Raw genomic sequence first — 12,025 nt, 5'->3', positions numbered from 1 at the left:
TTGTTAGTTGTCTGCCTTTGCGAGAATCCTGGTGAATTTATGATGGAAACATACAACCAACGCTCTCTTAGTACCATCCATGCACCACGTCGCCGCGATCCCCTCAAGGATGCAGCCTTGGGTATGGTATCCACTCTCAGTTTTCCGGCTATTGTTGGCACGGCTGATATGATGCTCAAGTCGGCTGGTGTTCATTTAGTCGGATATGAAAAAATTGGTAGTGGTCACTGTACGGCTATTGTTCGGGGTAATATTGCTGATGTGCGTCTAGCTGTAGAAGCTGGTGTACAAACAGCAGAACAGTTTGGACAATTGGTGTCTAGTTTGGTTATTCCTCGACCTTATCCCAATTTGGATATAGTTCTACCTATTAACCGTCTCACGCAAATAATGGAGGATGGCAGTTACAGCCGTTTGAGTAATCAAGCGATTGGTTTGGTGGAAACTCGTGGTTTTCCGGCAATGGTAGGGGCTTGTGATGCTATGCTGAAATCAGCAGATGTCCATTTAGCTTCCTATGAAAAAATTGGTGCGGGTTTATGTACTGCCATTATTCGGGGTACGGTGGCTAATGTGGCTGTTGCTGTAGAAGCGGGAATGTATGAGGCAGAAAGGATTGGTGAGTTAAACGCTGTCATGGTGATTCCGCGACCTTTGGATGAGTTGGAACAAACCTTGCCTGTGGCTAGTTGCTGGGTGGAAGAACGTCAACCAGTGAATATACCCTTGAATATCAAGGATAAAATTGTTGATGCAGAAGCTGTTGAATTACCTGATTTAGCGAAATTGCCTGTTAAGGTTAAGGAAGAACTTTGGAGTGATGAATGATGAATGGTGAATAATCAATTATATGTAGCTGTGGACAAGAACTTTAAGACATGATTGAAAAGTCAAACCTAGTTTTGACAAGGGTTTTACGTTTGCCTTTTGCCTCTTGCCTTCTGCTATATTTTTCGATATTCAGCATTCATCTTGGGTTAGAAGGAATCTTACGTTTTGTGTTGTTTTGATCATATCTTTTCAATTCCATAAGTCCAATACTACACTTCTGATAGACAGGATAGATTTTTACCTATACTTACACTCATAACTTTAATATGTGTGCCACTACACAATTTGTCAGTGTTAAGTAATACTGAATATATATAGTAGTCGGCAGATAATGAGGATCATCTCAAATTCTACAATCTTTGTAAAACAAGAGTTTTCACAATCTTACTGCTGACTAGTATATCTAACCCAAATTGCTAGTTACAAAAAAGTCAGGGTGTAGGGGTGTAGGAGAAAAACTGAATTCTTGGTTCTGAACTTCTGAACTTCTGAACTTCTAACACAACTAGCAAATTAAGTTATCTATTAACTGCTATTAGAGGAGAATCACCTTGAACCAAGCGACACTGCACCAGTTGAAGGTGTTCGAGGCCGCTGCAAGACACGGTAGCTTTACCCGTGCTGCTGAAGAGTTATTTCTCACCCAACCGACTGTATCAATGCAAATCAAGCAACTAACAAAATCTGTGGGGTTGCCATTGTTTGAACAGGTGGGAAAACGCTTATTTTTAACAGAAGCGGGACATGAGTTATTTGCCACTTGTCGCCAGATTTTTGACACTATCGCCCAGTTTGAAATGACTGTTGCGAATTTAAAGGGGCTAAAACAAGGTCAATTGCGTTTGGGGGTAATTACCACGGCTAAATATATTATTCCCCGTTTGTTGGGTCCGTTTTGCCAACTTTATCCGGGAATTGATATTTCGCTACAGGTGACAAATCATGAAGGTATTTTAGATCGGATGATTACTAATTTGGACGACTTGTATATTATGAGTCAAGTTCCAGATCATTTGGATATCAATTGTCAACCTTTTTTGGAAAATCCTTTAGTGGTTTTTGCTCCCGCTGGGCATCCGTTAGCAAAGGAAAAAAATATTCCTTTAGAACGACTGGGAGAAGAACCGTTTATTATGCGCGAACCTGGTTCGGGTACACGCCGCGCTGTGCAAAGTCTCTTAGATGAACATGGGGTGAAGGTCAAGGTAAAATTGGAATTAGGGAGTAATGAAGCTATAAAACAGGCTATAGTTGGAGGTTTGGGAATTTCGGTGTTATCTCGTCACACTTTGTTGACGGATGCCCATGAGTTTAGTATTTTGGATGTCCAGCATTTTCCCATTAAGCGGACTTGGTATATAGCTTATCCAGCAGGTAAACAATTATCTATTGTTGCTCGTACTTATTACGAGTATCTATTAGAAGCAGCAAGGAAAATTGTGGAACAGGAAATTGCTCCTCTCAGTATTAAGGTTGAGCAACTTCCGTCATAAAATTTGCATCAAATTTACATTCAAAACTTCCTTACTGCTTGACGGTGCAACAGGAAACCATTGACAATTAACCAACATAATTATTAAACCAGTGAACAGGCAAAAGGTGACAGTAATAACTGGTAACTGTTAAACATGGTGGAAAACTGGCAATGGTAAACTCGGAATTATCATCTTGGCGTAAAACAATACAAAGCTAGATTGTATCTGTCACAGTCTATGGTGACAAAGCTTTGGTTACAAGAAGAGGTGTAATATCCTTAACAGGAGAAGAACGAGAGTTATTAATTACACCTTTGCCTGTGACTTTGGAAACGGAGTCTGTGCGGGTAAATGGTGCTGGTACGGTAGGGGTGCGGTTGCTGGGAGTCAGCAGCGATCGCATTTATACTACTGAACCTGTAGGATAAAAGGTAGCACAGTTGACTAAGCAAATTCATCATCTTAAGTGAAACTTTGGATTTTTTGAATTTTATTGGTAGTCAGTATAGCGAATATGCGATCGCCTCTGGAGAATGTAAAATCCAACAGCAAGAATTAGAAAAACAAGTACAACCTCTTCGCGCTGCATTACAGAAAATTCAAACTTTATTAACAATTCTCAACCTGATGTTTTAGAAAAGCATTTTATAACAGAAGAAATGGTTACTTTATATAACCAGGGAAAAATAGATAATTTTGTTTCTCAAAGAGATGAGTATTTAAAATCTCAAGAAAGTAAATTTGTTGAAAGTTTGAATATTAAATATGTAGATTAAATTCTGAGAAATATCTGGTAATTTTACCTATTTCCTGTTCCTTATTCCCAAAGCCCTATTCCCAAATCCCCCAAATAGTGTATAATTCTTACCTCAATAGATTCAAAATCAGATATTATGACTATGCTTCCTAATTTGCAACGTGCATTTGCTAACCGCAGTGTTTTAAAAGTAATTAGCGGTTTAAATAATTTTAACGCTGAAAGTGTTGCTGCTACCGTGAAAGCTGCTGATTTGGGTGGTGCGACTTTTGTTGATATCGCTGCTGATGCGGCTTTGGTACATTTAGCTAAAAGCTTGACTAAATTACCTGTTTGTGGTTCCGCAGTTGCACCAGAAAAATTTGTAGCAGCTGTTGCTGCTGGTGCTGATTTAATTGAAATCGGTAATTTTGATTCTTTTTACGCTCAAGGTCGCAGATTTGAAGCGGATGAAGTTTTGGCGTTAACTCAGCAAACCCGCGCTTTGTTACCAGAAATTACTTTATCTGTGACTGTTCCCCACATCCTAACTTTGGATCAGCAAGTTCAATTAGCTGAAGATTTAGTCAAAGCTGGTGCTGATATTATCCAAACTGAAGGCGGTACTAGCAGTCAACCTACACACCCTGGTACTTTGGGTTTGATTGAAAAAGCTGCTCCCACTTTAGCCGCAGCTTATGAAATTTCTCGTGCGGTTTCTGTACCTGTTTTGTGTGCTTCTGGTATTTCTAATGTGACTGCACCTTTGGCTGTAGCTGCTGGTGCTGCTGGTGTGGGTGTGGGTTCTGCTATTAACCAACTTAACAGCGAAATTGCGATGATCGCTGCTGTGCGTGGTTTGGTTGAAGCTTTGGCGACTGCAAATACTCGCACTTTTGCATAAAAGGCAGGAGTTATTTATTTTGGATTTTGGATTTTGGATTTTGGATTTTGGATTATTTACTTTTGTCAACTCCAATCTAAAATCTAAAATCTAAAATTAGACACTCTGCACTCGTAAAAACTCATAACAAGACTTTTTCAAACCTTAAATACAAAAAACGCATCTGAACGCAGATCGTTATAAATGATTTTTTGTCAAGAGTTTATTTGTACTATTCAAGTTTTCAGATCAATTTACCCCTAAAATTGGTGCAAGCAACATCTATTTTTTCTCAGTGTTTTTTAGGGTGATTTAAGTATAGATTTTGCAAACCTTTGTATATCACGGGTTAAAAGATGGCAATTTTTGATTTTTTTAAAATTTGACATACTTACCCTGATGATGAAATTTAGAGAAATTATAGCAAATGCCGGAAACTATTGCAATACCGTTGGGAAATAAAAATAATTCTCAATAAAATTTGAATAAATGTTAAGGGAAAATGGTTGTAAGATTTGAATATGTAAACAGCTACTACTTTAAGATAAGTTAGGGTTATAAAAATATGAGTTTCTGAGTTGCGGTAAAATATGTTGATTCGCTTTTTTTATTGTTAAGGCGCATTTTTTTATTTCACGCAGAGACGCAGAGGCGCAGAGAGAAATTAAGATTTTATCTATCGAAGTTGGGGAGAAGTTTCTCACCCCTCCCTCTTAACTGTCACCTGTCACCTGTCACCTGTCACCTCTTCTAACTTAAACAGTCTTTCAACGCATAAATGACTTTATCTTGCTGTTCCTGTGTGAGTTCTGGGAACATGGGTAAAGAAATCACTTCATGACAGGTTTTTTCGGACACAGGTAATTGTCCTGGTTGATAACCTAAACTTTCATAAACTGGCTGCAAGTGTAAAGGACGGGGATAATAGAGCATTGTGCTTACTTCTTTTTCTTGCAGTTGAGTCCGCACCCAGTCCCGATATTTGGAACTTGCACCATTTCTTTCTTCACTGGAAACGCGGATGGTATATTGATTCCAAACGGCTTCTCCTCCTAATAATTCTTGGGGGGGAGTAATGCCAGGAATTTGACTGAGGTATTGATAATAATATGTTGCTATTTTTTGCCTGTGTTTGTTCCAGGTGTTTAAATAACGAAGTTTGATTTGCAGGATGACTGCTTGAATGGCATCTAAGCGACTGTTAACTCCGATTTCTTCGTGAATGTATCTAACTTTGCTGCCATGTTCTCGTAATATTCGCAGTTTAGCAGCGATCGCACTATCGTTAGTTGTAATTGCACCCCCATCACCGCAACCACCAAGGTTTTTGGTGGGGTAAAAGCTGAAACATCCAATATGACCAATACTACCAACTTTTTGATTTTCCCAACTTGCACCGGTGGCTTGAGCGCAATCTTCAATTACTGCTAAATTATGAGAGTTGGCGATCGCCATTAAAGCTGTCATATCCACTGGTAAACCAAACAGGTGAACGGGGATAATAGCTTTAGTTTTGGGTGTAATTGCTGCGGCTATTTGGGTGACATCTAAATTAAAGGTAGTAGCATCAATATCTACAAATACAGGTGTTGCACCGACAGCAGTTATGACTTCGGTGGTAGCAAAAAAGCTAAAGGGTGTGGTAATAACTTCATCACCTGCACCAATTTCTAAAGCACGTAAAGCCAGATATAAAGCGTCAGTACCGGAATTACAAGCTACACATTCCGTGACACTATGATAAGCTGCAAACTGTTCTTCAAAACCTTCTACCGCAGGACCACCAATATAACGGCCAGAACTGAGAACTTCTAAAACAGCATGACTGACTTCGGCTTCAATGGTGGCATATTGCTGTTTGATATCAAATGCAGGAACGGAATTTACACTTTGGATCATAGTTGTTATTTTATCGGGAGATTCAAAAGATACACTTTTAACGGTGATATAGCAGTATACAGGGTAGTTATGACATTAATTGATCATAAAACTAGGACTAAAATAGGTTGTACTTCTGCCTTCTGCCTGTAAACTATCTCAGGAAATAAAGAAACCATGCCGGATTTGATTAAACTGGATATTGTAGATTTAGTGTTAGCTGTGGGTTTAATGGCGATCGCTATTGGTTTATCTGTCTGGGAAAAATTAGGACTAGAGTTAAACCTAGCATTAGCCACCGGTAGAACCATCCTCCAACTTATAGTATTAGGATACGTTTTAGACTTCATTTTTGCTGTCGATAATGTTTGGTCTGTTGTGGGAATTTTTACTATCATTCTCACAATTACGGCGATTGTCGCACGAAACCGCATCAGTCAAAAAATTCCTTTGGTACTGCCTTTAGTTTGGGTAGTGATTTTTGCTAGTACGTCATTAACCTTACTTTATACCAATTTTTTGATTATCCAACCTGACAGATGGTATGAACCCCGTTATTTAATTCCTTTGGGTGGTATATTGATCGGTAACGCTATGAATGCCGCAGCAGTAGCCGGAGAAAGGCTAGTTAGCAGTATTAATCAATTTCCTACAGAAATAGAAACACACCTCAGTTTAGGTGCAACACCCCAGCAAGCTGTTAGTCACTATCGCCAGGATGCAATTAAAGCTGCATTTGTTCCTACTTTAAATCAAATGATGCTAATTGGCATGGTGACAATACCCACTTTTACCAGTGGACAATTATTAGCTGGAGTATCTGCATTGGCAGCGGTTTCTTATGAAATTTTAATTATTTTTATGGTAGCTGTGGTTAATTTGTTGACGACTATTTTTGTCACTAAAGGTTTATGTCGGCAATTTTTTAATGATGCAATGCAATTGGTAAGATGATATTAAGTTTTGCTATAATTAAAAGTAAATATCACATTTTTGATTATGAGTATCTTAATACCTGGTTATTAGGAGTCCTATTGCAAGCGAAACGACAAATTTTGATCCCTTCTGTAAAAATTTTGTTAGATAAAATGATTGAAAAAGCTGACTTTCGAGTCAGTAAGGAATTGTATTCAACAATTATACAAGCTGCTGGGGAATAATTAGGATTGAGAGTTATTCATCCCGAAAAAGTTCTAATTGTGTTTGTTTAATTTCCTTTTGTTTTTCCGCAGATTTCAAAACTTCTAAACTTAATCTCATATCTAATCTTTTTTGTTGTTCAATGATTTCTTGTACTGTGATAATCTGAATTTTATCTACAGGTTGACTCATATACCGACTTTGATAAATTCCTGCTTCTTTTGCAGTTTTGATCATGTCTTTTGTCGGTGGTTTTAAGGTAATAAAAATCCCTAATACTGCACTTTCTAGGGTTATTGTTCCCTGTAAATCTCTAATATCTCCAGATTTGACATTACCAGATTTTACTTGTAAAATTATCTTTTCTGGTTCGTTTTTGTCTCCTGTAAAATACGCTATTCCATCAATTCCTTTATCTGCTCCTTTCTTTTGATTAATGGTAGCACGATTATTAGTATAGGTTAAAATTGCCCATTTCTCAAATTCTTTACGAGTGCGATCGTCTTTTTTAAATGCTAATGCTTCCGCAGATTGCATATCTTTGGGAATACCGCTAATATTAATATTTTCTAATACTTGTTTGCCAAAAGAGTCTTCTAATCTTTTCAGAATTAAACTAATACTTTGATAAGTAATATCAATTCCTATCCATTGTCGATTTAATCTTTGTGATACTGCTACTGTTGTTCCACAACCACAATAAGCATCTAATATTATATCACCTTCGTTACTACTGGCTTGAATTATTCTTTCTAATAATGCTTCGGGTTTTTGGGTGGGATATCCTAATAATTCTTTGTGCCAAGATCGCAAAGCTTCTACATCATTCCAAGTATCTTGGATTGGTAAACCTTCACTTTCATCTAAATATCTTTTAATTCTCGCAACACGATTTTTAGTATAGTAAATTCTCCCTTGTTTATCAAGTTTTTCCATTGTTTCTTTTGGACATCTCCACAGTTTTGTCACTCCATTCCATTCATATTGATAACCGCCTCCAGCTAAACCAGCAGCACCCAAATCACCTGACATCCATTTTCTCCCATCATCATCTTGATATCTGTAATATTTATCAATATAACTTTGTTCATATTTTTGATATACCTGATTCCAGGTAGTTTTCAAACTTTTGGAATAGTAAAAAATCACATCATGAACATTACCATATTTACCAGAATCACTATGTCCTGATGTACGTTTCCAGATAATTTCATTTTTGAAATCTCCACCTTGAGAACAAAAAATAGCATCTATAATAATTTTTAAATAATGGGAAGCTGTGGGATCACAATGCAAGTAAAAACTACCTGTGGGTTTCAAAACTCGGTGGATTTCTGCTATTCTTAAAGTCATGTTCACTAAATAAGCTAATAGACTTCCTTTACCCAGAACTTTGGTTAACCCAGAAATTAAATCTATGCTTTGAGAAGTAAAATGTCCTAAATAGTTTTCTTGAATTTCTGCTAAACCTTGATTAGCGTGATCATCCCATGTCCATGTATCAATAAAAGCTTGAGTTTGTGCTTTATCTTCTTTACCAACATTATTATAAATTTGGTGATAATTGCGTTTGGAATTAAACGGCGGATCAATATAGCAAATATCCGCAGTTTCATCTTTGATGTGTTTTCTCAAAACCTGCAAATTATCACCATAAAATAACTGATTGACCATAATTAATAATCTCAAAATTTAAATGTTTTAGCTATTTCAAGATCATATTTTACAATATGTCTAATTCAATGCTATAAAATCGTATAAAATTTTAATATTTTCCTGGTTGATTACTTTAATAAATAAGTCAAAATCAAATTAAAATTGATAGATACCGGACTTCTTAAAGAAGTCCGGTATCTGGGTAAATGATATTAAATGATATTTACTTCTTCGGCCAACGCCAATTATACCGATTCCATTCATAAACACCAGGAATTTCATATTCACTACCATTAAAAAAGCGAATTTGACAAATACTAAAACTGTCATTACTATTAACAACTTCATCAATATTAATTACCATACAGGGAATCCATTCCTTCTGAGATATATCATCTTCTGGTATCCATTCCCACAGTGTATTAGAAACTTCAATGCGATCGCCTACTTTCAGTTTTAAAGCTTCTTCCAAATAAGCATACTTATCAAAATGATATGCTTGCACCCGATTTAACCACTGTAAACCATAACGTTGGCGAATAAATTGCACTTTTCCCGAATCTTGTGCTAAAAGCCAATCATTAAGTAATTGTACTTTCCAAGTGCGGTTTTGTGCTTCCTCTGCTTTGACAAACTCCAAAAACACCTCTAATTCCTCTGGATTCAGTTCATCCAAAGGGTTGTTAGTATCTGATACCCTAGAAGTTAAGCTTCTCTGAATCTGTTCGACTACTTGCAGCAATATTTGTTTCTGTATATCAGTGAGAGGACAGTCAGCAGCATCACAACGACTAAATGCTGTTTGCAAGACTGCTTCAATCTCATCTGGATTCATAAGCTGGTGCAAAGAATGGTCTATTGATACAATTATTGCAAAATTAAATTCCACTTTCTCATTAAAAAACAGGGAATTTTCGGTAATCGGCAAATAAAACTTTTGTATACTTTTTGTAAATTTACTTTGTGTTTTATGCGATCGCACTCACTCAACCTATCACTCAAGCTAATATTAATCTCTTGTTTATTAGTTTTCTGCTCTTGGGTTTTTACCTTACCAGCCCAAGCTTTAACACAAATTAAACTATCTGACCTATCATACCAAGATTGTCCACCAGAATTAGCTCAAGGTGCTGTTGTTAGTAATGGTTCAGGGTCTGCTAATTGCTTTATTGTCACTGGTAAAGCAGAAAACAGCACTTATAAAACAGTCTATGACGCAGATATCTACGGACGCATCTATGATGCCAATAATAATCCAATATTACAAAACCGCACCCGTCTAGGTTCTATTCCTGAAGTACCACCTGGTGTTAGTAATTTTGAGTTAAGAATTTCTGTACCTGCAAACCAACCAACTCCTTTGAAACTCAAGCAATTTAAAGCATCTGGGTTTAGCGGTAAAGTGCGAAGATAGGAGGCAGGAGGCAGGAGTTATTGATTTTGGATTTTGGATTTTGGATTTTGGATTGTTTTTGTTAACTCCAATCTAAAATCTAAAATCTAAAATCTAAAATTTTCCTCCCTATTCCCTGCCTCCACGAAAAGACTTTTTCAGCAAATCCTATATTTTTACAATACATTCCCGGCTGATATCAGACCGGGTAATTACCGAAATGAGCAGAAATGATTTAAAATCCCTGGACTAAAGGAACAAGACCAGATATTACACTTCCAGCAACATTGAGTGCAAGGAAAGCTAGGATAGGCGAAAAATCCATACCACCCAATGGGGGGATAATAGAACGAAATAGATTAAGATAGGGGTCACTAATCTGGCTCAAGGCTGCAAATGGTTGGTTATACCAGTTGACTTGGGGGAACCAGGTTAATAAAACCCGAATGATTAGCAAAGAGCTATAGATAGTGATGAAAGTATTGAGAGTGTTAATCAGTAAATACATAGATGTAGATAGGTGATGTTTGTGGTAAACGTTAAACGCTGTCTTATGTCTTGATTTTAATTTAGCTAATGTCATAGCGTCTGCAAATAGCAGCGACATCTACCAAAATAGGTTTTTCGCTATGATGTAACTGCTGTTTAAGAGTCTTGGGAAATAGAGCGTTCCGCTGATCCAGATGAACTGCCATTAACATTGCTCAACTGATTTCGCACATCATCAATTGTGGCATTGAGTTGAGCGATTTTATCTTCTAGCGATCGCCTTGCTGTTTCCATTTCTAAATCTTTACCAGCAGCGGATCTCATCTGCCGTCTTCTTCTAGCTGGAACTTTACCCGCTGTCACAGAACCATTGTTAATTTCTATCTCTTCCTCTTCCACTGTATCCCGTCGAGATGCCAGCACAGCACCTAAAACGCCGCCAACTACACCGCCAACAATAGTCCCAAGTAAAAAACCACTGGCAAAACCATCTTTTTGACTCATATTTTCACCGCCTTGAACAAAGAAACCATCAGAAGCCAATTTTCAGTAATTTTATTAGTTATCCAAACATTCGGGTCTAAAACCCCGCTTTTTCAGGTGCAAAGTTTTTGCAGTGGGTGATTAATACCCATCTTCGTCAAGTCCCAAAGATGCGATCGCCTGCATCTCCTAATCCCGGTACAATAAATCCCTGATCGTTAACCGTTTCATCAATAATGGCACTATAAACTGTTAAGCCAGGATAAGCAGCACTCAATTTTTGCAAAGCTGGTGGTGCAGCTACCACGCAAACAATTCGCGTTAACGCCGGATCAACACCCCTTTGTGTCAATTCTGCCATTGCTGTCATTATAGATCCTCCTGTTGCTAACATGGGATCGGTAATTAACACCCTCGTTTCTGGATCAAATTTCTCTGGTAGTTTGTTCAAATAACAAGAGGGTTCTAAGGTTTCTTCATTTCGCACTAAACCCAAATGGTAAACTTTTGCTAAAGGTAATACTGTTTGCGCTCCCTCTAATAAGCCTAACCCAGCCCGGAGAATCGGTACAACTGCCACTGGTACTTGTGGATCAATGAAAGTTGCTGCACAAGGAGCTAAGGGAGTATTAACTACCGTGTTTTGCGTTGGTAACCACTCTCTTGCGGCTTCATAACTTAGCCATCGTCCCAACTCCGTAATCGCAGAGCGAAATAATACTGAAGGTGTAGCTGCATCACGAGCTACCGCCAGCCAGTGTTTGATCAGGGGATGGGGTGGGACATAAACTAGCAATTGTTGAGTCATAGTTCAAAAAGCAGCCTCTCACTATCAAGGAACTGATCCACCATCATACTCTTTCCCGCCTGTGCATTGGTTAGATAGGCTCATTTATGGCTGTGGAGAATCTGTGTATTTCCGGCATTTGTGCGATCGCTTTCCAACTATTGCAATAAATTTTCATTAGTAGTTGACAGATATTCTCAATCAAGGCTATATTGTTTATAGTGTTCTCCTCTCTTTAAAGGATCGGCAGACGGGATTGGCCAGTAATAGCGGC

Annotated in this window: 12 protein-coding genes and 1 pseudogene; 7 read left to right on the top strand and 6 right to left on the bottom strand. The window is 37.8% G+C overall.

The window, feature by feature from the left end; genetic code table 11:
• The first annotated feature begins 42 nt into the window (after positions 1–42).
• The 4 genes and pseudogenes from H5968_RS14950 (at position 43) to H5968_RS14935 (ending at position 3,946) form a co-directional block, all read left to right on the top strand.
• Positions 43–828 (top strand): carbon dioxide-concentrating mechanism protein CcmK, encoded by a 786-nt coding sequence (locus tag H5968_RS14950; RefSeq protein ID WP_096571305.1) that lies wholly within the window; start codon positions 43–45, stop codon positions 826–828.
• Between the two features lie 554 nt (positions 829–1,382).
• A complete protein-coding gene (locus H5968_RS14945; protein ID WP_096571303.1) occupies positions 1,383–2,324 on the top strand; it encodes a LysR family transcriptional regulator in 942 nt (313 codons plus the stop codon).
• A gap of 200 nt (positions 2,325–2,524) precedes the next feature.
• Positions 2,525–2,912, top strand: a pseudogene (locus tag H5968_RS14940) (DUF4140 domain-containing protein); the annotation flags it as partial.
• A gap of 287 nt (positions 2,913–3,199) precedes the next feature.
• The gene (locus H5968_RS14935; RefSeq protein WP_187040583.1) at positions 3,200–3,946 is read left to right on the top strand and encodes a DUF561 domain-containing protein; all 747 of its coding nucleotides are present in this window, start codon (positions 3,200–3,202) and stop codon (positions 3,944–3,946) included.
• 729 nt (positions 3,947–4,675) lie between these two features.
• Here the strand turns inward: H5968_RS14935 and H5968_RS14930 are convergent.
• Positions 4,676–5,824, bottom strand: coding sequence for a DegT/DnrJ/EryC1/StrS aminotransferase family protein (locus H5968_RS14930; RefSeq protein ID WP_187040582.1), 1,149 nt, complete (start codon positions 5,822–5,824; stop codon positions 4,676–4,678).
• Positions 5,825–5,980: 156 nt separating this feature from the next.
• Between H5968_RS14930 and fetB the strand changes: the two genes are divergently transcribed.
• Positions 5,981–6,757 carry an iron export ABC transporter permease subunit FetB gene (fetB, locus tag H5968_RS14925; protein ID WP_187040581.1) on the top strand — a complete coding sequence of 259 codons (777 nt, stop codon included), beginning with the start codon at positions 5,981–5,983 and terminating at the stop codon, positions 6,755–6,757.
• Positions 6,754–6,963: a DUF3368 domain-containing protein gene (locus tag H5968_RS14920; protein ID WP_187040580.1), complete on the top strand. Its 210-nt coding sequence runs from the start codon at positions 6,754–6,756 to the stop codon at positions 6,961–6,963. The genes fetB and H5968_RS14920 overlap by 4 nt, the downstream gene beginning before the upstream one ends.
• 13 nt (positions 6,964–6,976) lie before the next feature.
• Here H5968_RS14920 and H5968_RS14915 read toward each other — a convergent pair whose 3' ends face one another.
• Both H5968_RS14915 and H5968_RS14910 read right to left on the bottom strand, forming a co-directional pair.
• On the bottom strand, positions 6,977–8,617 hold the full coding sequence (locus tag H5968_RS14915) for a DNA methyltransferase (protein ID WP_187040579.1): 1,641 nt from the start codon (positions 8,615–8,617) through the stop codon (positions 6,977–6,979).
• A gap of 205 nt (positions 8,618–8,822) precedes the next feature.
• On the bottom strand, positions 8,823–9,434 hold the full coding sequence (locus H5968_RS14910) for a hypothetical protein (RefSeq protein ID WP_187040578.1): 612 nt from the start codon (positions 9,432–9,434) through the stop codon (positions 8,823–8,825).
• A gap of 135 nt (positions 9,435–9,569) precedes the next feature.
• On the opposite strand from H5968_RS14910, the gene H5968_RS14905 reads away from it, so the two are divergent.
• Positions 9,570–10,013, top strand: a complete 444-nt coding sequence (locus H5968_RS14905; RefSeq protein ID WP_187040600.1) for a biotin carboxylase — start codon at positions 9,570–9,572, stop codon at positions 10,011–10,013.
• Positions 10,014–10,227: 214 nt separating this feature from the next.
• Here the strand turns inward: H5968_RS14905 and H5968_RS14900 are convergent, their stop codons facing one another.
• The 3 genes from H5968_RS14900 to upp form a co-directional block, all read right to left on the bottom strand.
• Complete coding sequence (locus H5968_RS14900; RefSeq protein WP_187040599.1) at positions 10,228–10,500, bottom strand: YggT family protein; 273 nt, start codon at positions 10,498–10,500, stop codon at positions 10,228–10,230.
• Positions 10,501–10,637: 137 nt separating this feature from the next.
• Positions 10,638–10,985: a hypothetical protein gene (locus H5968_RS14895; RefSeq protein ID WP_187040577.1), complete on the bottom strand. Its 348-nt coding sequence runs from the start codon at positions 10,983–10,985 to the stop codon at positions 10,638–10,640.
• 136 nt (positions 10,986–11,121) lie between these two features.
• Positions 11,122–11,772, bottom strand: a complete 651-nt coding sequence (gene upp / locus H5968_RS14890) for a uracil phosphoribosyltransferase (RefSeq protein ID WP_187040576.1) — start codon at positions 11,770–11,772, stop codon at positions 11,122–11,124.
• Between the last annotated feature and the right edge of the window lie 253 nt (positions 11,773–12,025).

This window comes from Sphaerospermopsis sp. LEGE 00249, from assembly GCF_014299995.1.
In the GTDB taxonomy this organism is placed as follows: domain Bacteria; phylum Cyanobacteriota; class Cyanobacteriia; order Cyanobacteriales; family Nostocaceae; genus Sphaerospermopsis; species Sphaerospermopsis kisseleviana.
Note: the sequence above shows the minus strand (reverse complement) of the source record. Positions and strands in the feature narration are given on the sequence as shown.

Bases quoted from the DNA above. Each gene is read 5' to 3' on its own strand.
- H5968_RS14950 (WP_096571305.1), top strand. From the start codon at position 43: ATGGAAACATACAACCAACGCTCTCTTAGTACCATCCATGCACCACGT.
- H5968_RS14935 (WP_187040583.1), top strand. From the start codon at position 3,200: ATGACTATGCTTCCTAATTTGCAACGTGCATTTGCTAACCGCAGTGTT.
- H5968_RS14930 (WP_187040582.1), bottom strand. From the start codon at position 5,824: ATGATCCAAAGTGTAAATTCCGTTCCTGCATTTGATATCAAACAGCAA.
- fetB (WP_187040581.1), top strand. From the start codon at position 5,981: ATGCCGGATTTGATTAAACTGGATATTGTAGATTTAGTGTTAGCTGTG.
- H5968_RS14920 (WP_187040580.1), top strand. From the start codon at position 6,754: ATGATATTAAGTTTTGCTATAATTAAAAGTAAATATCACATTTTTGAT.
- H5968_RS14915 (WP_187040579.1), bottom strand. From the start codon at position 8,617: ATGGTCAATCAGTTATTTTATGGTGATAATTTGCAGGTTTTGAGAAAA.
- H5968_RS14910 (WP_187040578.1), bottom strand. From the start codon at position 9,434: ATGAATCCAGATGAGATTGAAGCAGTCTTGCAAACAGCATTTAGTCGT.
- H5968_RS14905 (WP_187040600.1), top strand. From the start codon at position 9,570: ATGCGATCGCACTCACTCAACCTATCACTCAAGCTAATATTAATCTCT.
- H5968_RS14900 (WP_187040599.1), bottom strand. From the start codon at position 10,500: ATGTATTTACTGATTAACACTCTCAATACTTTCATCACTATCTATAGC.
- H5968_RS14895 (WP_187040577.1), bottom strand. From the start codon at position 10,985: ATGAGTCAAAAAGATGGTTTTGCCAGTGGTTTTTTACTTGGGACTATT.
- upp (WP_187040576.1), bottom strand. From the start codon at position 11,772: ATGACTCAACAATTGCTAGTTTATGTCCCACCCCATCCCCTGATCAAA.